Below are 21725 nucleotides of genomic sequence, written 5' to 3' on the forward strand. Positions count from 1 at the left end.
CATTATACCGGGATAAAAATGTTTTGTACCATAACCATATAGTTATTGACTAATTATTAGTCAGAAATTATTTGGGAGGGGTCACCATGCTACCTGCAAAACAGCTTATCACCAGTGTTATCGTCTGCGGACTGGCTTTAGTTGGTATCACCGCACAACCAGTTACCGCACATGCAAAATCAGCGGCAGATACGACCGTGTACAACCGTGCCTATCACGCCACCAAGACGCTCTATCACCCCAAGTACGGCTTCTATCGCCACCTGTATACGTCCGGGATGAAACGGACCAGCAGTGCGCGGCACGACTACGAGCAGAAATTTGCCATCACGCGCATCGCCAAGAATGGTCACGGCGTCTTTTACCAGACGAACCGCGGCTGGATTCGTCAGGACGCGTTTTATAAATGGATTCGCTACCAAGATAATCTAAATTATGACATGCAGGTCAACCATACCCATATTTTACTCTACAATAAGCCGGCTGGCCTCAAGGGATCCAAGGTGACTGGCAGCACCAGCACGAAAAAGCTGGCCAATCACTGGTACCACGTCGATAAGCACATGGAGCTCAATACGGCCAACTCCGGCTATTACCGATTGACTGCGGGCGACCACCACTACTGGATTCGCGGCAAATACATGAGCTTCAACACCAAGAAGCTGAAGGGAAACATTAAAACGGTCGAAAAGGCCATCAAGACCGGTTCTGCACTAGTCGGCAAGTCGAAATACGACTGGGGTGGCGGCCGAACCAGCGCTAGCATTGCGGCCCGGCGCTTCGACTGTTCTTCCTTTATTCATTGGATCTACGCCCGGTCCGGCGTGCGTTTAGGCGCAACTGGCACCTGCACCACCCAATCCCTGATTCACATGGGCCGGCGAGTCTCTGCGAAAAACATGAAACGCGGCGACATTTTCTTCTTCAATGACAAGGATGAGGGCGTCAACTGCCACGTGGCCATTTACTTAGGCAACCGGCTGTTTCTGCACGACTCCCCCAGCGCTGACACCGGTGGCGTGGGTATCTCCAGTCTGAATGACTCCCACTGGAAGACGCGCTTCAACGGAAGTGTTCGCCGAATCGTTGGCTAAATAACGTTAAAAGTAAGGGATCATGGCAGCTGTCGTTGTCACGGTCCCTTTTGCGTCCCGTCTTATTCCTTTTAGCTTATGCATTTTATTAGCTTAATCATTCAGTCATCTGGTATAATCCCCCTTTAAAAGTTAAAGGGGATGATTGAAATGTTCACCGCACTGACTACCGACATGCGTTTAAACCGCTGGGGCCTTGCAGCAACGCCCATTTTACTTAGTTTAGGGGTCTACGGCCGTATCCATGGCTGGCCCATCAACTGGTTGTGGATGGCCGTTACCGGTGCTATCGCCTTACTCTGGCAATTTGGCCGTCCTGCCTTTCGTCAATTCTTTGGCAAACTCGCACGTCGCAGTTGGCTAACGATTCCTGGCGTGATGGTCATGAGTTTAGTGCTGACCTTCAGTGCCGCGGCCATTGGGAAAGTTTTCCATCTGCTCCGCCTCAACGCCAATCCAACTGGCGCCGTTCTGCAGAGCCACGGCTTGTGGCAAAACAGCCTCTACCTCCTCCAATCAGCGGGTCAGATTGCCGGTGAGGAGCTTTTCACCGCGGCCATTGCCTTGCCTATCTTTTACCTCGTCGCCCGGCGGTTCTCCCCGCGTGTGGGCTGGTGGCTCAGTTGCCTAGTCAGTGCGCTCATCTTCGGCGGCATTCATTTGACGACGTACAACTGGGACCTCTACCAATGTTTCATCGTCATTGGTCTGACCCGGTTTCCCTTCAATTACGCCTGGCGCAAGACCAATAGCCTGTGGGGTGGGATAATCGCCCACGTTTTATACGATTTCCTCTTATTGGCCAAGAATTTGTTTTGACGATTCAAGTCGTGTTCGTACCAATCCAACCCCTATCTGCCGACCGGTAAGGCGGCCCAACCGGTGTTTGGGAATTTTCAATTTTTTGTTCATTCAAAGCGTCTGGGCCAAACTCCCAGACGCTTTTTTGCGCGCCGAACGTCTATGGCTGAAACATGGAACTAACTCAATGGTGGGGCACCGACGTCAAGAACCCGTGCAACCCTTCCAAGTTCAGCGTGACCAGCCGCTCGCGAAAGTCCGCCATGGGCAGATCAATCTGCTTGGTGATGTACAACCGGAACAACGTCAGCGTACTGTCGATCAGAAAGTTCACACCGATCATGGCGTCCGTGGCATTCAATTGATAGTCTTTCTGAAAATCAACTGCCAAGCCCGCCGCAACCCGATGCTTCACGCGTCGCGACAAAAAGCTATAGTCATCCGACGTCAAGATAAAGGTATAAAACGTTGGCGCCTCGGCGAAAAAGGCAGTCAACCGGTCAAACCAGACGCCTGAATTGTTCAGTGGATCGTGGTCAGCCGGCTCGCGTAACAAAAGTGCCAACAGCTGATCCGCAATTTCTGCCGTAAAGCTATCGGCCAAGTCATTAATCGAATCAAAGTGTAAATAGAAGGTCTTGCGGTTAATGTTGGCTTCATCGGTCAACTGCTGCACCGTAATTTCGTGAAACCGGTACTGTTGCGCCAACTTACGGAAGGCCGCCCGTAGTGCTTGGTTCGTTCGCAGAACCCGTCGATCTGTCATCAAATCACTCCCGTTAAACCCCAGATGTGGTAAAACTGCGGCTTAATCCACAGGTTGCCCTTATCTGTTGTGGACGTGCAGGACTAAACCCGTTATTCTTTGGCCACATGTGAGGTCTATCTTTACTCACAGAATACCACAGAACAGGGGGGCGTCGCCGATGATTCGCGCAGAATGGCGATATTTAATCAAACATAAATTACTTTTAATTGTCCTGGTGGTGATCATGTTGATCCCATCTATTTATGCCGTAACGTTTCTAAAATCTATGTGGGACCCTTACGGTAAGTTAGCTGACCTGCCCGTCGCCGTGGTTGATCAAGACCACCCCGTCACCTATCAGGGACAACGATTGGCTGCCGGCAAAAATTTAACGCAGAATTTAAAGGCCTCATCGGCTATGAAATTTCAGCCAGTCACCAGCAAAGCACAAGCCGACCGGGGGCTCACCAATGGCAAGTATTACATGGTGATCACGATTCCCAAAGACTTTTCCCACAATGCCACCACGTTGCTGGCTAAGACGCCCCAAAAGATGGTCTTGCACTACCAAACCAGTGCCGGTCATAACTTTACGGCGTCCAAGCTGACGGCCACGGCCGCTAAGTCCGCCGCCCAATCCGTCGGCGAACAGGTCACCAAGAGTTACGCCCACACGATGTTTACCAGCATTAAAAAGTTGGGGGCTGGGTTGACTTCCGCCGGTAACGGCAATAAAAAGCTCGCTACTGGTAGTCAGCAGCTGACCCGTGCCGACCAGCAGATTGCTCAGGGGCTGACCACGCTGACCGCCAGCACCGTGAAATTAACTAACGGGGAACGCACCATTACCAGTAAACTCAATCAATACGTTGGCGGCGTTCAACAAGCACAGACCGGCAGTCAACAGCTCAGCACGGGCCTTGATCGCCTCCTTAGCCAATCCAACCAGTTGATCAGTGGCATTCAGCAACTTACTACGGGAAGCCGTCAGTTGGCCAGTGGCGTTAGCGCCTACACGCAAGGTACCACCCAACTCAGTACGGCAGCTGGTCAGCTGGCGACTGGTAGCCAACACGTTAACACTGGGACTCAGCAATACGTCAGTGGTGTAACGGCAACCAACACGGGGGCCCAGCAACTCAGCACCAAGTTAGCCACCCTCAACGCCAACACCGGTCAGCTCAGCGGGAGTATCACTACCCTGGCCAACGGTGGCACTGCGCTCACCAGCAAATTTGATCAGCTCGCCACGGGCAGCGCCGCGCTGACTAGTGGTTTGCAACAGGTTCAAGCCGGACTCAAGGCCTCACAAGGTCAGCAGGCCGCCCTCAAATCCGCCGTTGCAGACCTTGCCAGCAGCGATCAAAGTACCACGAGCATTAAGCATGACGCCGACCAGCTACAGACCGCTCTCACCGCCCTGACCAGCAACGCCAGCAACAGTGACCTACAAAGTAAGGTTGCCGCTGCGGCCGATGCCCAGAATCTGACCGCGACTCAGAAGGCCGCCATGCTGAAAGCCGTTAGTGGCAGTTCCACTAACGACGACGCGGCTTTGCGTACCGCCCAGACCGCGGCTCAGCAGCTCAGTAGTGATCTCAACGGCGTCAGCCCATCCGCAACCGCCCTCACAACGCTTAAAGATAGTCTGAACAGCGCCGCCAGTTCACAAGACCAACTCGCCAGCGGTTTAGCCACCCTCACGACCAACGCCCAAGCTCTGACTAGCGGGTTACAACAGGCCAATCAAGCCCTGAGCAATCTGAGTAGTGGCCTCACGACCCTGCAAGGCCAAACGCCAACATTGACCGGTGGTATTGCGCAACTCGCAACCGGGGCAACACAACTGGCCAGCGGCACGCAACAACTTACGAATAAGAGTGGCGCCCTTACTCAGGGAACTGCTCAACTCGCCACTGGCAGCCAGCAACTGGCCAATGGTACCCAACAACTAACCGCAAAGAACGGGACGTTGACTAGCGGTGCGGCCGCTTTAGCTACTGGTCTCGGCACACTGAACGGCAAGACGCCGCAACTCAAACAGGGCATCGGTCAGCTTGCGACCGGGGCCACCGCGCTGACGACGGGACTGACTACCCTTGCTACCAGTGGACCCCAACTCTCTGCCGCAATGCAGACTGCGACCAATGGTACCGCCCAAGTGACGGCGGGTTCAGCCAAACTGGCAACTGGCGCTACCCAGGCAACGACCGGAGCCACGGCAATAACGACCGGCAATACGAAACTTGCTGCTGCCCTGACCAAGGCCAGCAAGCAAGCCGCCGTTCACCCCTCACAGTTGACTTACCGGCAGTTTGCAACCCCGACGACCACGGTCCACAGCGACCACGATGATGCCCCAGATAACGGAACCGGGATGGCACCCTACATGATGTCCGTTTCCCTGTTCGTCGGCGCATTAGCTTTCAACCTGATGTTCGATATGTACACACCACGGAAATACCCGAAGACCGGCTGGGGCTGGTGGCTCGGCAAGTCTTCAATTATGAACGCCTTCGTCCTGGGTGAAGCCCTCTTCATGACGGTATTGATGGCCCTCATCACCGGGCTCTCACCCATTCATCCCTGGGCGACGTTCCTGATGCTCCTCATCACCGGCACCACCTTTATGAGTATCGTCTACTGGCTAAACCTAGTCTTTGGCAAGCCCGGCGCCTTCTTCAGCATGGTTCTGTTGGTTCTCCAACTGGGCGGTTCGGCTGGGACCTACCCGCTGCAACTCACTAATGGCTTCTTCCAGGCGCTCCATCCGTGGCTGCCGATGAGCTACGCCGTTAGTGGCTTACGTGAAACGCTGATGATTGGGAACACGGCTTTGCCAGAAATGGCGGTGCTCTTCGGAACAACCGTGATTTTCTCGTTAATGGGCGTGCTGTTCTACGCTCGCCGTCACGGCCGGATCCACGAGATGGATATTCCGGAGATTTAGACTAGTCGTTACGCCTGAATTGGCACACTTCCCAGTTTTCTTGAATACCAACCGTCACTGTTTCACATGAAACAATTAACGGCTAAAAACGCCCGATCATCATGAGATGGGGCGTTTTTAGCTGTGTTATTTTAAGCTTGTCAATACGGATCTGGTAGTCCATTCGCCACTTTCTCCGCTTTCGCGTACGCACGTTCTAACGTAATCATCTGAACCGCTTCCGGTGAACTATAAACACTTAGCTTTAAATCGATTTCCTTAAGGTTAGCTAGAACACGTTGCTGTTCGGCCAAGATAGCTTCACGGTGGGCCAATAACATTGCCTGTCGCTGGGGAACACTGCTGGGGCCCTGCATGACGTACGCAATATATCGCCGAATCTCACTAATCTTCATTCCGGTATTTTTTAAGCACGTAATCGTCTTTAAGAGCCGCAGGTCCCCGTCAGTGAACGCCCGGTAACCTGATTGGTTGCGGCTTACAAACGGTAGTAGCCCTTCCTTGTCATAGAACCGCAGCGTGTCCACGGATAGCCGTGTCTTCTCTGCCGCGGCTTTAATCATGTAAATCATAAAGGTTGCCTCCTAAGGGTTGCCCTGGAGTTAGGTCGAGGGTTTATTCTGAACCCAGCGTAACTGATTCAGCTTAACGCTGCAACTTAAATTTCACTTTCAGTACTAAGGAGACTTTAACCCATGAAGAATGTACTTGTCACTGGTGGCAATGGCTTTCTTGCCGGCTACATCATTCAAAACCTACTCACTCAAAACTATGCCGTCCGCGCTACACTCCGCTCACTAGCTAAGGCCGAAGACGTTCGGCAAACGCTTATTGCCAACCACGTTACCAACCTAGAGCATTTAACTTTTGTCCAAGCTGACCTGACCCAAGACGGTGGCTGGGTAACCGCTATGCAAGACATCGATACCGTCATGAGCGTTGCTGCTCCGGTCTTTGTCAATGGTGAAACGGCCACTGACGCTATGGTCAACACCGCAACTGCCGGAACACTACGAATACTCAAGGCTGCCGTAACCGCTGGTGTCCGTCGCATTGTCATGACTGCTAACCTAGGGGCCGTTGGCTTTAGTCGTTTAGATCGCCAAGGAACCGTCACTGAAGCTGATTGGACCACGCCAGAGCAACCTGGCCTATCCCCCTACGAAAAGTCCAAGTTAGTCGCCGAACAACAAGCCTGGAAGTTTGCTCATCAGCACCCCCAAATAGAACTCGTGACGGTCAATGCTGGTGCTATGTTGGGTCCAGCATTTGGTCAGCATATCAGCGGGAGCTTCGGTCTCGTCAAGCGATTACTTGATGGTCAGATCACTCCCAATTTAACGGTCAATGTCGTCGATGTCCGTGACGTAGCCGCCCTGCATATCGATGCCATGCGCACGCCCATCGCAGCTGACCAGCGGTTTCTAGCGGTCACCGATAGTGCCGTTACCGCTCAAGATATATTGACTCTGCTAACAACCCAACGACCAGGTCTAGCCCCGCAGCTCACACACCACCTGCTGCCCACCTGGGTAGTACGAAGCTTAGCCCCCTTTAACCAGCAAATCAGGGAAGTCAACCTCATGATGCGGATCAACCATCATGTTAGCAATCAAAAGGCTCGAACTGTCTTACACTGGCAACCCCTTTACTCTGCTACGGATGCTATTTTGGCCGCTGCTGACAGTTTGACCTCACATAACTAAATCAATTCATCCATAGTTTGCAAGTTTTAAAACACCGGTCAGACCTGTTCTAATCACAACATTGGAACTAAGACTAAGTAACGCAGTGGTTGGGTCAGGCCTGAACTTCAACTTTCAAGCTTTAGTCGATTCATCAACAAATGTGTCCTCACTGTTAATCCACTGAAGGCACATTTTTTAGTGAACCCATTTTCAGCACTAATCATCTATAGTAATCAACGATGCTATCCCGACATAGTTGACTTAGTAAGCCGCTAGTCCTCACAAAAGACAAACCGTCCTAGTTTTTTTGGCTTATCTCCTGATAATGTTGTACTATGGGGGTGAAGTAGCGCGGTGTACCAGGAAACACTAAACCGGCAAACGGTGACACATTTACCCGTACGCACAACGTTCTTGACCAAATACATCATGAGATTACCTAATTACACAGTTACTAATTAGCCCTCAACAGCCGTTGTCGCACCAGTTAAACGACTTTATTCGCTTTTAGCTTTAAATAAAGGAGACTTTACATGTCAGCAATTATTGTTTACTTTTCAACCACTGGTAATACTGAAACAGTGGCGACTCGGTTGGCCGCAACGACCAATTTCCCAATCAAGCGATTGCTACCGGCAGAACCCTATCCCACAGCATTTGACGAAAAAATGAAGCGGTGGCATCAAGAACGCGATCACGATTTACGACCAGCAATAACCACCACGGTTGACCTAAGCGCCTATGATACCATCTACCTCGGTTATCCAATTTGGAGCAACAACCTGCCAGCCATCCCTCGGACTTTTCTAGAGGCTCACGATTGGACAGGCAAAAACATTATTCCGTTTTGTACTAATGGCGGCAGTGGCTTCGGTCAAAGCCTCGACCGCATTCGTCAGCTGGCTGCCGCTGCCACGATTCTTCCCGGATTTGAAATCTACAATACACAGATCGACCACAGCGCTAGCCTTGAAACTTGGCTAGAATCACAGAAACAATCGTCTTAATTTATCGTTGCCCACACAAAATAAACCATTTCAACTGCTTAGATTTAGCAGTGAAATGGTTTATTTTTATGATTAATCAAAAGTTGGCAGATGAAATTCAGATCTCATCTCAGTATTGGCAAGCATTTTCACCATTAAATTAGTCCAAATCCGGCGCACTACGGCTGCCAGGGATTCCGCCTGCTGTGGGGACGCTTCAGACTGGAAAAACACCAGCCTTCTCGCTCGCTTTGAAGCCACGAAGAAGACCCCGTGTCTCCAAAGGCGCCCGTGGAGTAAGCTGGCTGAAAAAGCCGCCAGCCTTTAGTTATTAGTTATTACTATACTGTTATTAATAACTAATATTTGCTAACTCTTCCGGCGAATACGCGTACGCCACGTGCGCCATTTCTGGAACGTCCGTCCATTGAACCGGATAGCCCGCGCCGTGTGCACAGAAAACGGACCCCGGCGTGTTGTCCAAGTCACCGACCGGATCGTAATCAGCAGCAGCCACAACGGCTTCAGTATCGTGACAGGGCCGATAACCGTCCACTAGACACTCCAACTGGCCCTGACCATGCGTATAAGCCAAGACCGTCTGCGAATAGTCTTGCATCTCGGCGACCGGGGCCGTGCCCGTCAGCGTGGTCATCCCGGCAACAGTGGCCGGTTCCGCAGACGTGTCAAACGTCCCACTCATGCGCTGGATATCGTTCATTGCCCGGCCAACCTGATCCTGACCAACCTCTAGTCTGAAGCGATACCACGGTTCTAACAACTGGCAGTTGCCCTGACGTTGTAACATCATCAGGCCCTGACGAACCGCTCGCCAAGTGGCTTCCCGAAAGTCGCCCCCCACCGAGTGGACAATGCTAGCACGACCGGTCACCAGCGTCATTTTCACATCCGTTAAGGGCGCACCGGTTAGAACGCCTAGGTGCTCCTTGGCCCCTAAGTTGGATAGAACCTGATGCTGCCAATTCTTCCCCAAAATTTCCAAGGAACAGTCTGCCGCAAACGTTAGGCCACTGCCCCGGGGTGCCGGTTGCAGCAGCAGATGGACCTCCGCGTAATGACGTAAGGGTTCAAAGTGACCGACCCCTTCGACCGGTTGCGTAATCGTTTCCTTATACAGGATGCTCCCCTCACCGAAGCCCACCGCTAAGTCAAAACGGTCACGTAGCAGCTGCTGTAAGATCTCTAACTGAACGGCGCCCATGATTTGCACCCGAATTTCCTGCAGCTGGCTGGACCAGGCCACGTGTAATTGGGGATCTTCATCTTCGAGTTCCCGTAAGATCCGTAAACAGTCATGGATGTCATGTCCCCGCGGATCCAACGTGTACGTCAGAACCGGTTGAATTTCCGGTTGTGGCGCATCGTCAGCGGCCCCCAGTCCCTGCCCCGAATGCGTGTCGGTCAGGTTAGGAATCGCGCAAACTTCTCCCGCCGTAATTGCCGGTTTAATCGTAAACTTCGTCCCATTGTAGACGCGCAGTTGATTCACCTTCTGTTCGTCCAAGATGACCGCTTTGTTCGCCAGCTTGCCACCCGTTAACCGCAGCCAGGTCAGCCGTTCCCCCTTATCGTCATGCGAGATCTTAAAGACCTTAGCGCCAAATGTAGCCGGATACGTTGGTGCCTGCGTCCAGTGGTCCAAGCCTGTTAAGAAGTCATCGACCCCCGTCAACTTCAACGCCGCACCAAAATAACAGGGAAAGACTTCTCGCCGCTGAATCATGTGTTGAATCGTCGCGTCAGCTAACTCACCGGTGTCTAAAAATTGTTCCAGGACCGTTTCATTTTGCATCGCAATATCTTCGGTCGCACTGGCATCCCCAAAGGCAATGCACCCCTCGGAGAACACATCTTTCAGTTGGGCCAAGACCCGGTCTTTGTCAGCAGTTGGCGCATCCATCTTGTTGATGAAAATAAATGTTGGAACGTGGTAGTGGGCTAATAACCGCCAGAGGGTCCGCGTATACCCCTGCACGCCATCGGTGGCGCTGACCACCAGGATCGCATAGTCCAAGACACTGAGGACCTGCTCCGTTTGCGATGCAAAATCCACGTGCCCCGGCGTATCCAATAATGTTAGGTCCAAGTCGCCATGCTGTAAGCTTGCTTGGTGCGAGAAGATCGTAATCCCCCGTTGCTTTTCCAAATCGTCGGAGTCGAGAAAAGCGTCACCGTTATCCACCCGTCCCAGTTGTCGCAATGCGCCGGACTGGTAGAGGAGCGCTTCCGATAGCGTCGTCTTTCCCGCATCGACATGGGCCACGATGCCCGCCACGATGTGTTTCATCGTCATTAGTTCTGACTCCTTTCACCTGTCACCATTAATTTTGTTGTTTTTACCATAATACCATGGAATCGGGGACGACTCCCGCTACCAATAACGGAATCGCCATCTGACCACCGTAAACAACCGCATCATCCAGATAGTGGCTACTCACGGCCAGCTACCTGCTTTTGATCGTGTCAGGCCGTTCCCCGACCAAAAGAAGGGACTGGGAAAATCCCCAGACCCTTCTTTTGCATCTTATGTTTATCGCTAATCATTGAGGGGCTTCAGTAATCGTCCAAGCCAAAGTCGTCGTGTAATCACCGGGGGTGATGCCCGCGTTCGCTAACTTTAATGCTAATGACTGGCCGTTGCTAGATCCAATTGATTTAACCATCTCACCGGCCGCGTAACTCGCCACGGTCTGGGAGGTCGTCGATAAGGGGATCAGGTTGCCATTATCATCAAAGCTCAAGGTCGCCGCCAAGTCGTGACTGCCATTGCTAAATGGTGTTTCTTGACTCAACGTGACGGTCGTTGCCGAACGTTCACGCCGCCGATCCGTGAAACTCAGCAGGTCACCGCCATCAGTCACGTTTCCCATGACTTGGTGATTCACATCATCGTAAGTCAGCGAGCCAAAGTCGACCTGGTTCGCCGACGTCGCTTGTAATTTGCCATCAGAGAAGACCATCGTCAAGTTTCCCCCCGAGAAGGTGCCCAAGTCATTGTTGTTGCTATCATTCCCCTGAATTTCAGCCTGCGTGACAAACGTCTCGTTGGTGGTCATCAGTGAATCAAAATCGACTTCAAAGGTGTGCGTCTTGATCGTCGCAAATGACAACCCACTGATGACCATGTACACGCCATTATCCACATTTTGCGTCCCGTAGCTATGCTGAACACCGTCAATTTTAATCGTTGTATTGTGCACGTATTCTGGCATCTTAATCAAGAAGTCGGCATCCACCATGGCCGAGTGGGCGTTATTGTCCGTCACGGTTCCCGTAATTTTACTGCTGTCACCGTAGACCACATTGTTCAATGTTGTGTCTGTATTACCGGTGTTGTCCGTTAAATCCTCTATTCTAGAGGTAAACGACACGTTGGGGGTCCGATTAATGTTGACGTTTAGCGTAGCCTTATTCGTTGTCAGCGTCGTTGAGTCAATGGTCAGAATCGCGTAAAATTTCGCTTGATCATCGTCCGCAGTCGTTACTGGGGTGGTGTAACTCTTAGCCGTGCCAGTGGCAACTACCGTGTCCTTACCACTGGCAGTCACTTTATGCCAAACCACTTTACTGGGGTCGTCATCAAAGTGACCTTGAACGCTAAATGTTGCCGTCTTGCCTTCATCGATGGTTTGGTCATCCAGACCACCGCCAATTTTGATGGTGGTCGTCCCACTGCGCGTTGAGCCGTCATCATTCGTGATGGTTCCCGTGACGGTAACGGTGCCCGATTTACCCTGATTGTTCGCAGTCACAATGCCCGTGGTGCTATCGATCGTTGCCAAATCAGTATTGTCAATGCTCCAAGTCACCTTTCCCGTAGCGTTGACTGGTGTGGGGGTCGCATTAACGGTCGTTGACATCTCTGTACTTTGATTGTTATACAGATAATTGCTGTCGGCCGTCACGTCTAGTCTCGTTGCAGGAATGGGTTCAGCCACAGCATTAATTGCGGCAACGCGTGAGTAGTAAGTCTTGGCGCCGATTGAGGTTAACGCGTAGTATTGAAAACTCTGCTGATAATAGGTCGTCCCCACCTGGTTCGGGGTCACGGTCAGATTCGCGTTGTTCCCTGGATCAACTTTGGCCCAGGTCACGCCCTGATTTGTCGACTGATACCACTGAAAATGGTCATTCGCGAATAGGTTAGCGGCATCAAGTACCGAGTGTCCCGTCGCCGTCGTCAGCGTCGTTGACCTATTGATGACCACGTACTGATCTTCCGGTTGTAAGCTAAACCCCGTGTTGAGGTAAATCCCTAAAATGTTCGTCGCATTCGCACTGGGCGTTCCCTTCCCCGGAATCGTTGTTGCCGCATGGACTGGCACCATCTGCCATCCCACCGCAAGCAACGTCAGGGTTAGCACCATTATCCAGAAGTTAGACCATTTTTTAATCATCATCAAACTCCCCCTTCTCGCATGAGTCTGGGAAAACGTCTCAGCCTCTTCTTATGCTCCGCGTGTCCCTGGTCGACCTCAGGCACACTTTTTAAAAATATAATTATAATTCAAACTATAACTGGTATTGTAACTGTTCAATTTTGAACAATCTATTTTTTCTCTGGTAATTCCTGTATTGACGGTATCGGTTTTACACAATAATTGTGTCAGCCATCATTTACACGAATGTTACACTTTTCGACCTTTGTCTAGTTTTATTATACTTATATTTTTAACAAATACCATTAAAAACATAAACGATCTTGGTCCCCCATCAATTCAGGCCTCATATGATTCACTATCAATCGACCAATCTGCCCTAATCATTGGCAACAAAAAATGAGGTCGCGGACAACTGTCCTGACCTCTTTTTCTTTAAAATTGATTTGCTACGGTTGAAAAATAAAATTCAGACCCCATCAGCGAGGCATTAATATGACGGACAACTTTGGGCGTAATAAAACACCTTCAGCGGCGATGGTGCTAGTGCTGAAGGTGATATTTGCCGGCGTTTATCAGCTACCCTACTGGAATTTCTCCCGATTGGCCGCAAAGAAGTCCGCGTATACCCGTACCTCGGGGAGCTCGTTCCATTTTTTCGTGACCACCGGTTTGGTATCCAAGTCGTAAATTTTAGCGTCCGCCAGCGCCAACAAAAACGGCGAGTGCGTGGCAATGATAAATTGGCAACCAAAGAAACGGGCACTGTCTGTCAATAACCGGGCCAGCTCTTGTTGCCGCGCCGGGGAAAGTGAATTTTCCGGTTCATCCAGTAAATATAACTGGTTGTCCTGAATCCGTGTCGCAAAGAATTGCATGGCACTCTGCCCATTTGACCGCTCGACCACGTTTTTTTGCAGGTGGTCACGCGTATATTGGGATTGCGTTTTTCGGCGCGTTTCCAGCGTCTTCTTCAACTCGTCATAGTCGTTTAAATCGCGATACTGAAAGTCGCCAAACTTGTGTGCCAAATAGTCTTTAAAGATCTGTTCCCGCTGGTGATCGATTCCCTGATTCAGCGCCCGTAGATTCAGCATATGATCAAAGACCTCATCGCTGGTCATGATGGCCGACTTTTCCGGCAAAGGCACGTGCATCGTGTAGTCACACAGTGTCAGGTAGTCTTCAAAAAAAGCTGGACCGGTTATACAACGTTCCCCGCATCAGACCGAGCTTTTCAGCAATCACGTTTAGCAGACTGGACTTTCCCGATCCGTTGTCGCCGTAAATAATCGTAATCGGGGCAAACTTCAGCACGGGCACCGCCTTATCCGGAAACACCTGAAACGGATAATAGTCTGAAAATGCCCGACTCTTTTGGTGTCGAAAGAACTGCCACTCCTCATCCTCGCTGGCTAGTGTAAAGTCTTCTAGATAGCGCATCAGGCCGCCTCCAATCTCTTTCTCTTACACCTATCGTATCAGATTAACCAACCAGCTAAAAGCTGAAAGTTCAAAAACACCGCTTATGACTGTTCTAACAACAGCGTTGGACCTAAAACTAGGCAACATCGTGGTTACGTCGCCTTACCGGCCGGCTTACATTGTACTTTCGGACGACAATGAGAACACAATGTAACGGCTGTTATCAGTTAAATCAAGAAATTTCAGGTAGCAGTGGTTCTACAACTGTTGGCGTGATAAAACACAGTCAGCGCCGGAGGAGGCCAGGGATGGAACCAGCCGTGAAAGTGGTGTTAGCTGGCGTTTTTTCAGCCAGCTTACAGCACGGGCGACTTTGAAGACACGTGGTTTTCGTGGCTTCAAATCGAGCGAGAAGACTGGTGTTCTGCCAGTCTGAAGCGTCCCCACAGCAGGCGGAATCCCTGGCAGCCGGAGTGCGCCCAATTTTGCCTAATTTAATGGTGTGACTGTGGCAGACCCGACGCCAGCCAAATTTTTTCTGGGCATGATGGTTTAACCAGTCACCCGATTTTCCGGCAAACGCACCGGTAGCCACCGCACTTCTCCGGCACCATCTTAACCATTCCTAGCGTTCTGAGGAAAACTCGGTAGGCAGCGCCAGCAAAATAGGCTACCATATATAGTATTAGTTCGGAACTAGACTACCAGAAATGGTGCTAAATGTCGTTTATGCCGCTCTTTCAAGTGCTGTGTCCAGCACAACTACTCGGCATGAACGGCACATTTTACAAGTGGGGGATTGATCAAGAATGATGACAACAGAAACTTCCGGGTTCGCGGCTTTACGCACGCTGCCCGTGACCAAACGAGACGGGACCCAGACGAAATTTCATCCCTATAAGATTACTTACGTCCTCGACCAGTTGCAGCTCACGACCGAGCAACAAGCGGCCGTGATTCGCGAATTGGCCATGCACTACCAGCAGGCAACGGCTCTCACAACGACCGACCTCCGCGCCACCCTGATACAAATTTTTCAGCAACTGGCCCTCACAACTGCCAGTCAACGCTACCACGACTACTTTGTCGCTGACCAAGCCAGCTTTGCCCAAGCGACCGATGTCGAAGGTCGGATTCAACGCTTATTTGCGCAAGATGCTAACGTCATCCACGAGAACGCCAATAAGGACAGCAACGTCTTCAACACGCAACGGGACTTAGAAGCTGGGGCCGTCAACCGCGCCCTCGGCTTGAAAATGTTACCGGGGACCGTCGCCAAAGCGCACCTGCGCGGTGACATCCATTGGCACGACCTGGACTACTCCCCGGTCTCACCGGAAACCAACTGCTGTCTCATCGACTTTGATGGCCTATTTAAAAACGGCTACAAGATTGGTAACGCCGAAGTCGAATCACCGCGCTCCATCCAAACTGCAACGGCCCAAATGGCGCAAATCATTGCCAATGTGGCCTCCCTCCAGTACGGTGGCTGTTCGGCCAACCGCATCGACCAGTTGTTGGCCCCCTATGCGCAGCTGAACTACCAAAAACATCTGGCTGACGCCCAGGAATGGGTCACGCCCGCAAAACAAGATGCTTTTGCCCGGTCCAAGACCAAGAAGGACATCTATGACGCCATGCAGGCCCTGGAATACGAGATCAACACCCTCTACTCTTCGCAAGGGCAGACCCCCTTCACCACGATCAACTTCGGTTTAGGTACTAGTTGGATCGAACGGGAGATTCAAAAGGCCATTCTAGAGATTCGGATCAAAGGCTTAGGGCGCGAACACCGCACGGCAATTTTTCCGAAATTGATTTTCACTCTGAAACGGGGGTTAAACCTCGACCCCACAGATCCCAACTATGATATCAAGACTCTCGCCATTACCTGTTCGACCAAGCGCATGTACCCCGACCTGTTAATGTACGATAAGATCAAGGAACTCACGGGGAGCTTCAAGACGCCCATGGGGTGCCGCTCATTTCTACAAGGTTGGCGCGATGAAAATGGAGTTGAGGTAAACTCCGGCCGCATGAACCTCGGCGTTGTTACGGTCAACCTGCCCCGCATCGCCCTTTCGGCCCACGGTGACCAAGACCTCTTCTGGGAAATCTTCAACGAACGCATGGCCACTTGCCATCAGGCGTTGGCCTACCGTATCGCGCGGACCAAACAGGCGAAACCCGAAAACGCCCCCCTGCTCTACATGTATGGGGCCTTCGGCAAACGCCTTCAGATTGGCGACAGCGTGGACGAGCTCTTCAAGAACCAACGGGCCACGATTTCCTTGGGCTATATCGGCATCTACGAAGTCTGCACGACCTTCTACGGCCCTAATTGGGAATCCAATCCAACTGCCCGCGCGTTTGGTGAAAAAATCGTCCGTGCCATGCGGGATAAGTGTGATGCTTGGGCGCAGGCCAGCGGGTACCACTATAGTTTGTACTCGACGCCGGCCGAATCCCTGACCGACACGTTCTGTCGCGATGACATTGCCAAATTTGGCCGGATCGCCGACGTCACCGACAAGGAATACTACACCAACAGTTTCCACTACGACGTCCGGAAGCACCCGTCCCCATTTGATAAGCTCGCCTTAGAAGAGGACTATCCGCAATATGCGTCCGGTGGGTTTATTCACTACTGCGAATACCCGAATCTGCGGCAAAACCCGAAAGCCCTGGAGGCCGTCTGGGATTGGGCCTATGATCACGTGGGCTACCTGGGAACGAATACGGCCATTGACCAGTGCTTCAAGTGTGGCTTTAAGGGTGAATTTACCGCGACTGCCCGTGGCTTCGTCTGCCCGCAGTGTGGCAATCACGACCCGAAATACTGTGACGTGGTCAAGCGGACCTGCGGTTACCTAGGGAACCCGCAGCAACGCCCTATGGTTCACGGGCGCCACATCGAAATCGCGTCCCGTCAAAAAAATATGTCTCCGGAGATGATTCAACATGCCGCGAATTACGAAAGAACCAAACAATCCGATGCCCAAAGAATGGCTAGCCGCGAACTTAAGTGAGCAGTACGTCGCGGACTATAAGCCGTTTAACTTTGTCGATGGTGAGGGCGTGCGCTGTAGCCTGTACCTGAGTGGTTGTCCGTTTCACTGCCCGGGATGTTATAACGTTGCCGCCCAAAACTTCCACTACGGTCAGCCCTACTCACAGGACTTAGAAGATCAAATCATGACGGACCTCAGCCAAAGCTACGTACAGGGACTGACGCTGCTAGGTGGCGAACCCTTCTTAAACACCCAGGTGGCCCTGCGTATCTGCCGGCGCATTCGCCAGGAATTCGGCCACAGCAAGGATATCTGGTCCTGGTCGGGATACACTTGGGATGAACTTCTCCAGGACTCGGCTGACAAATTAGAGCTCCTCTCGTTGATCGACATCCTGGTTGACGGCCGCTTCTTGGAAACCGAAAAGGACCTCACCCTCCAGTTCCGTGGGAGTAGCAATCAACGAATCATTGACGTTCCCAAGTCTTTGGCCGCTGATGACGTGGTGATCTGGGACAAATTAGTTCGGTAATGGTCATTGTTTCATGTGAAACATAGTTAACGCGGATGCGCCCATCGGTCAGCCACTTAGCTCGTGAAGCTACACGCTTAGACTAACACTCAAAAAACGCCTTTTTCAGCCAGTTCTGAAAAGGGCGTTTTTATTTTTTCCATTATGCTGCCGAAACGTAAGCCGTCAGACAGGTTGCGCTTACGTTGACATGGGCAGACTAACCACCCGATGGCCCCCAAACTTATTTACGTAAAAAAAAGGAGCCAGAATCACCAGGTCCTGACCTCTCTGCATACACGCGCATCAATTTTTAATTTTCATTGGTCATGACCCGTAGAACGCCTATCCGGCAGCGCGCTGGCCAAAATAACACCCTAGGCCGAATATGTATCTGCCGGTAACCGTAACAACTGTGGGCGGCTGAAATAGTACCCCTGTTTCAACCGAATGCCAAGTCGCTTGCTCAACCGATTGTCCGCCTGATCTTCGATGCCTTCCAGCACCATCCGCAAATCATATTCTGAGCTGATGGCCCGCCAAAAACGAATCTTCTGTTGGATGTTGGGATCCTTAAACTGCTGATTAAAGTTTTGCAGGGCAAACTTGATCTCTGAGGCCAACGGTAAGAGTTCTTCGATTTCCCAGAAGTAATTATCACCAGTGCCCACGTCATCCAGTGACAATTCCATGCCCCGGTCCAAAAATGATTGTAGCTGCGGGATGAGATCGTGCGTCTGGTATTCCTTGGGGCCATCGTCTTCAGTTAATTCCACGACTAATTTTGTCGGATACAACTGCTCCTGGCTTTTAATGATGGCATTCGCAATCGAGGTCGTCATGAGCTGCTCCCGACTGACATTGACCGAACAATACCGGACCTTTAAAGAAAGAACCCGGGTCGTTTCGACCAACAGATCGGCCGTTATCTGCGGATCAATGTCAACGAATGACTTGGGCAGACGCCACCCTTCCGGCGTTAATTGCTTCATTAAAAGTTCGTAGCCGAAGACCGTCTTCGTGGCGGTATCAATCTGTGGCTGAACAAAATAACGGTAAATTGGTTCCAATAAGCGTTCCCCCTTAACTATTTAGCTTGCATCAACTTTGAGCGTAGTACACTATACTAGGTTAATTAATGACAGAAAGAAATACTCAATTTCGCGAAAGTGACCCCCTAAACAGTTTAACCCACGTTATCTTTGCAATTTATATGCTATACTAAGTTAACTAACACCAGAAAGAAATGATTAATCCTATGAAAGTCGTCGTTATCGGCTGCACCCACGCTGGCATTGCCGCTGTCAGACAAATTCTCAACTACTATCCTAATGCTGACATTACCGTGTATGAACGTCAGTCTGAAATTTCATACCTATCTTGCGCGACCTACCTGCACATCGAGGGTACTGTTCAGTCTCTCGCCGATGCGCGTTACGTGGAACCAGAAGATTTCGCCAAACAGGGCGTCCACATGCAGGTCAACCATGACGTTATCCGCGTTGACGCCAAGGCGCACTCTATTTTGGTCCAAAATTTATTGACCAAGGAACTGTCGAATACAACTTACGATAAATTAATTATGGCTACCGGGTCAATTACCGCCATCCCCGCCATTCCTGGTATTGAAAATGCCAAGGTCCAGCTGTGTAAGACCTACGACCAAGCCCACGACCTTTGTGACTACGCAACGGATTCCCACCGCATCGCCATTGTCGGTGGGGGTTACGTCGGCGTCGAACTCGCGGAGGGCTACGCCAGATCAGGCCACGATGTGCTCTTGATTCAACGACCTAGTCACCTGCTAAACGCTTACGTTGAGCCTTTGTTGGCTGATAAAATCGCCAACGTCTTAACGACCCACGGCGTCCACCTGCTCACCAACACGCAGGTGACCGCGTTTAAGGATACCGATGATGGCAAATTGCTGATCACGACCGACCATGATCAGGATCAGGACTATGTTGTCGATATGGCCGCCATTACAGCTGGTATGATTCCCCAAACGGACCTCTTGCAGGGACAGGTCAAGATGGCCAAAAATGGGGCCTTGATCACCGATGATTACATGCAGACCTCCGACCCCGATATTCTGGCCGCTGGTGATGCGGCCGTTACGCACTACAACCCAACGGGCACGAACACTTACGCACCATTGGTCTCTCACGCGATTCGTCAGGGCGCCCTCGCCGGTATCAACGTCTGCGAACGGCGCTTACGGACCATTGGGACGCAGACCACGACTGGGATGCTGATTTTTGAGCACACCGTTGCCTGCACTGGTTTAACGCTGGCCGCGGCTAAGACCGCCCGGCTCAATGCGGCCAGCGTGGTCTATCAGGGACCTTACCGACCAGACTTCATGCCTGACGCTTATCCAGTCACCATCGAACTGATTTACGATCAAAATAACCGAAAGATCTTGGGCGCGCAACTCATGTGCCAACACGATGTTTCCCAAGCGGCCAACACGGTCTCCGCGTTGATTCAAAATGGCGGTACCATCGACCAATTGGCCTTTCTGGACATGCTCTTCTCGCCTAACTTTAACGACACCTATAACTACCTGAACCTGGCTGGTCAACTCGCCGTGGAACAGGAAAAAGGGTATTTACGGACGTAACCCCTTCATTAAAGTAAGCATCAACTAAAAAATTAGGATATAACCCCAAAACGGCTCTTTCAGAAATCTCAAAAGTTTCTGAAAGAGCCGTTTTTATTTTTGCCACGATGCTGTATAAGCCGAGAGGTCGGCAGATATGAGCTCAGGCGCGTCGTTCTACTTAGTCAGTAAGTGATCTTCTTGCTGACTTAGTAGAAAACCAAGCTGGTAGACTCGTGACCTTCGAGGCTTCAAGTTGTGTTCGCACCGATCCAGCTCATATCTGCCGGCCGGTAAGGCGACCCGAACCACCATGTTGCCTAGTTTTAGTCCCGTTGTTGCTAGAACTGGCACTTTGGCACTCTCAACCTTAAGCGTGGACGATTCCCAAGTCAATCATCGACTGGGCTGTCGCGAGAATCGCCGTTTTTGCCGACCGTGGATGCCAATCCAACAGCTTAACGGCCTTGGCATTACTCGTCTCTGCGTAACCCCCGACGATCGACGCAATCATCTTCAACTCTGGCTTCACCAACGCGGCGGCCTTAACTGCAAAGTTAGGTATCGTTTTCGTCGGTAATTTGGGCGCAAACTCTGGCAGCGCCGTCCGCAAAATAGTCGCCACGTCCAACATCGACAACGTCTCACCGGTCGTCGCCAAGAACCGTTCGCCAGCAGCCTGGGGCGCTGTCATGGCTAGCAGGTGAAGACTCGCCACATCACGAACATCCACGTAGCCAGAATCAACGTTTGGCACTGCTTTCACCTGACCATCGAGTAGCTGGCGAATTTGAACGTTTGAATGAGAATAGTCGCTAGCAAGGACGGGACCCATCACGCCAACCGGATTGACCGCGGCAAGCTCCATCCCTCGACCGGCCGTCTTAATGAATTTCCACGCTGCCCGTTCCGCCAACGTCTTCGACTTCTGGTAGGGATGAATGTTCTTGGCGTTGAGGTTCGACCAGTCCCGCTCCGTGTAGGGCGTCGTCCGGTGCGGGTGCCCAGCAAAAATAGCGCCGTAAGCGGACGTTAAGACGACCCGTTTGACCCCGGCATCGCGGGCAGCGGTCAAGACTCTGACGACCCCGTCGACGGCTGGCTGAATCATTTCCATCTCATCTTTAAATACACGGTTAGGCGTTGGGGACGCCACGTGGATCGCGTAAGTCGCCCCCTGCATCACAGCCGCCCAATTGGCATCGCTGGTGAGGTCGGCTTCGGCCACAGTGAGATTGCTAAAGTCCGTTACCCCACCGTTTGTCAACATCTCATGAATCAACGCCGTTTTCCGTAATGACCGCACGGTGGTCCGCACGGCGTATCCTTGCTGCAATAATTGTAAAATAATGTGGACCGCGATAAAACCACTACCACCAGTTACCACAACTAATTGTTTTGTCATCATCTTCACGCTCACTTTCGTTTCACTTGTAACGTCTGTGAAGATAGCTTACAATGGTGATACTTTCTTTTCAAGCCGCAAACCGGCATCTCTGACAGAATGGA

16 protein-coding genes are annotated in these 21725 nt (G+C 51.4%); 8 read left to right on the forward strand and 8 right to left on the reverse strand.

The window, feature by feature from the left end; all coding sequences use genetic code 11:
- Positions 1-86: 86 nt before the first annotated feature.
- The gene (locus tag FAY32_RS04720; RefSeq protein WP_143462311.1) at positions 87-1094 is read left to right on the forward strand and encodes a C40 family peptidase; all 1008 of its coding nucleotides are present in this window, start codon (positions 87-89) and stop codon (positions 1092-1094) included.
- Between the two features lie 150 nt (positions 1095-1244).
- Positions 1245-1913 carry a CPBP family intramembrane glutamic endopeptidase gene (locus FAY32_RS04725; protein ID WP_158727540.1) on the forward strand — a complete coding sequence of 223 codons (669 nt, stop codon included), beginning with the start codon at positions 1245-1247 and terminating at the stop codon, positions 1911-1913.
- A 166-nt stretch (positions 1914-2079) separates the two neighbouring features.
- Here the strand turns inward: FAY32_RS04725 and FAY32_RS04730 are convergent, their stop codons facing one another.
- Entirely contained in the window at positions 2080-2661 is a 582-nt protein-coding gene (locus FAY32_RS04730) for a TetR/AcrR family transcriptional regulator (RefSeq protein WP_143462313.1), read from the reverse strand.
- A gap of 160 nt (positions 2662-2821) precedes the next feature.
- Here FAY32_RS04730 and FAY32_RS04735 point away from each other — a divergent pair, with 160 nt between their 5' ends.
- Entirely contained in the window at positions 2822-5593 is a 2772-nt protein-coding gene (locus FAY32_RS04735) for a YhgE/Pip domain-containing protein (protein WP_143462314.1), read from the forward strand.
- 140 nt (positions 5594-5733) lie between these two features.
- Here the strand turns inward: FAY32_RS04735 and FAY32_RS04740 are convergent, their stop codons facing one another.
- Complete coding sequence (locus tag FAY32_RS04740) at positions 5734-6165, reverse strand: MerR family transcriptional regulator (protein ID WP_143462315.1); 432 nt, start codon at positions 6163-6165, stop codon at positions 5734-5736.
- 123 nt (positions 6166-6288) lie between these two features.
- Here FAY32_RS04740 and FAY32_RS04745 point away from each other — a divergent pair, with 123 nt between their 5' ends.
- Positions 6289-7299, forward strand: a complete 1011-nt coding sequence (locus FAY32_RS04745; protein ID WP_143462316.1) for an NAD-dependent epimerase/dehydratase family protein — start codon at positions 6289-6291, stop codon at positions 7297-7299.
- Positions 7300-7814: 515 nt separating this feature from the next.
- Entirely contained in the window at positions 7815-8288 is a 474-nt protein-coding gene (locus tag FAY32_RS04750; protein ID WP_143462317.1) for a flavodoxin, read from the forward strand.
- 331 nt (positions 8289-8619) lie between these two features.
- Here FAY32_RS04750 and FAY32_RS04755 read toward each other — a convergent pair whose 3' ends face one another.
- From FAY32_RS04755 to FAY32_RS14860, 4 genes are all read right to left on the reverse strand, one after another.
- Positions 8620-10575 (reverse strand): elongation factor G, encoded by a 1956-nt coding sequence (locus FAY32_RS04755; protein ID WP_143462366.1) that lies wholly within the window; start codon positions 10573-10575, stop codon positions 8620-8622.
- 253 nt (positions 10576-10828) lie between these two features.
- Entirely contained in the window at positions 10829-12688 is a 1860-nt protein-coding gene (locus FAY32_RS04760; protein WP_143462318.1) for a hypothetical protein, read from the reverse strand.
- Between the two features lie 563 nt (positions 12689-13251).
- Complete coding sequence (locus tag FAY32_RS04765) at positions 13252-13824, reverse strand: AAA family ATPase (protein ID WP_225428284.1); 573 nt, start codon at positions 13822-13824, stop codon at positions 13252-13254.
- 28 nt (positions 13825-13852) lie between these two features.
- The gene (locus tag FAY32_RS14860) at positions 13853-14110 is read right to left on the reverse strand and encodes a hypothetical protein (RefSeq protein ID WP_225428285.1); all 258 of its coding nucleotides are present in this window, start codon (positions 14108-14110) and stop codon (positions 13853-13855) included.
- Positions 14111-14901: 791 nt separating this feature from the next.
- Here FAY32_RS14860 and nrdD point away from each other — a divergent pair.
- Both nrdD and nrdG read left to right on the forward strand, forming a co-directional pair.
- Entirely contained in the window at positions 14902-17121 is a 2220-nt protein-coding gene (gene nrdD, locus FAY32_RS04770; RefSeq protein WP_143462319.1) for an anaerobic ribonucleoside-triphosphate reductase, read from the forward strand.
- A complete protein-coding gene (gene nrdG / locus FAY32_RS04775) occupies positions 17054-17635 on the forward strand; it encodes an anaerobic ribonucleoside-triphosphate reductase activating protein (protein WP_143462320.1) in 582 nt (193 codons plus the stop codon). The genes nrdD and nrdG overlap by 68 nt, the downstream gene beginning before the upstream one ends.
- A 356-nt stretch (positions 17636-17991) precedes the next feature.
- Here nrdG and FAY32_RS04780 read toward each other — a convergent pair whose 3' ends face one another.
- Complete coding sequence (locus FAY32_RS04780) at positions 17992-18684, reverse strand: EAL domain-containing protein (RefSeq protein ID WP_143462321.1); 693 nt, start codon at positions 18682-18684, stop codon at positions 17992-17994.
- A gap of 188 nt (positions 18685-18872) precedes the next feature.
- On the opposite strand from FAY32_RS04780, the gene FAY32_RS04785 reads away from it, so the two are divergent.
- Positions 18873-20237, forward strand: coding sequence for an FAD-dependent oxidoreductase (locus FAY32_RS04785; RefSeq protein ID WP_143462322.1), 1365 nt, complete (start codon positions 18873-18875; stop codon positions 20235-20237).
- 349 nt (positions 20238-20586) lie between these two features.
- Here the strand turns inward: FAY32_RS04785 and FAY32_RS04790 are convergent, their stop codons facing one another.
- Positions 20587-21621, reverse strand: coding sequence for an SDR family oxidoreductase (locus FAY32_RS04790; protein WP_143462367.1), 1035 nt, complete (start codon positions 21619-21621; stop codon positions 20587-20589).
- Between the last annotated feature and the right edge of the window lie 104 nt (positions 21622-21725).

This window comes from Levilactobacillus enshiensis (assembly GCF_007115095.1).
Lineage (GTDB): Bacteria > Bacillota > Bacilli > Lactobacillales > Lactobacillaceae > Levilactobacillus > Levilactobacillus enshiensis.

Bases quoted from the DNA above. Each gene is read 5' to 3' on its own strand.
- FAY32_RS04720 (WP_143462311.1), top strand. From the start codon at position 87: ATGCTACCTGCAAAACAGCTTATCACCAGTGTTATCGTCTGCGGACTG.
- FAY32_RS04725 (WP_158727540.1), top strand. From the start codon at position 1,245: ATGTTCACCGCACTGACTACCGACATGCGTTTAAACCGCTGGGGCCTT.
- FAY32_RS04730 (WP_143462313.1), bottom strand. From the start codon at position 2,661: ATGACAGATCGACGGGTTCTGCGAACGAACCAAGCACTACGGGCGGCC.
- FAY32_RS04735 (WP_143462314.1), top strand. From the start codon at position 2,822: ATGATTCGCGCAGAATGGCGATATTTAATCAAACATAAATTACTTTTA.
- FAY32_RS04740 (WP_143462315.1), bottom strand. From the start codon at position 6,165: ATGATTTACATGATTAAAGCCGCGGCAGAGAAGACACGGCTATCCGTG.
- FAY32_RS04745 (WP_143462316.1), top strand. From the start codon at position 6,289: ATGAAGAATGTACTTGTCACTGGTGGCAATGGCTTTCTTGCCGGCTAC.
- FAY32_RS04750 (WP_143462317.1), top strand. From the start codon at position 7,815: ATGTCAGCAATTATTGTTTACTTTTCAACCACTGGTAATACTGAAACA.
- FAY32_RS04755 (WP_143462366.1), bottom strand. From the start codon at position 10,575: ATGAAACACATCGTGGCGGGCATCGTGGCCCATGTCGATGCGGGAAAG.
- FAY32_RS04760 (WP_143462318.1), bottom strand. From the start codon at position 12,688: ATGATGATTAAAAAATGGTCTAACTTCTGGATAATGGTGCTAACCCTG.
- FAY32_RS04765 (WP_225428284.1), bottom strand. From the start codon at position 13,824: ATGCACGTGCCTTTGCCGGAAAAGTCGGCCATCATGACCAGCGATGAG.
- FAY32_RS14860 (WP_225428285.1), bottom strand. From the start codon at position 14,110: ATGCGCTATCTAGAAGACTTTACACTAGCCAGCGAGGATGAGGAGTGG.
- nrdD (WP_143462319.1), top strand. From the start codon at position 14,902: ATGATGACAACAGAAACTTCCGGGTTCGCGGCTTTACGCACGCTGCCC.
- nrdG (WP_143462320.1), top strand. From the start codon at position 17,054: ATGCCGCGAATTACGAAAGAACCAAACAATCCGATGCCCAAAGAATGG.
- FAY32_RS04785 (WP_143462322.1), top strand. From the start codon at position 18,873: ATGAAAGTCGTCGTTATCGGCTGCACCCACGCTGGCATTGCCGCTGTC.
- FAY32_RS04790 (WP_143462367.1), bottom strand. From the start codon at position 21,621: ATGACAAAACAATTAGTTGTGGTAACTGGTGGTAGTGGTTTTATCGCG.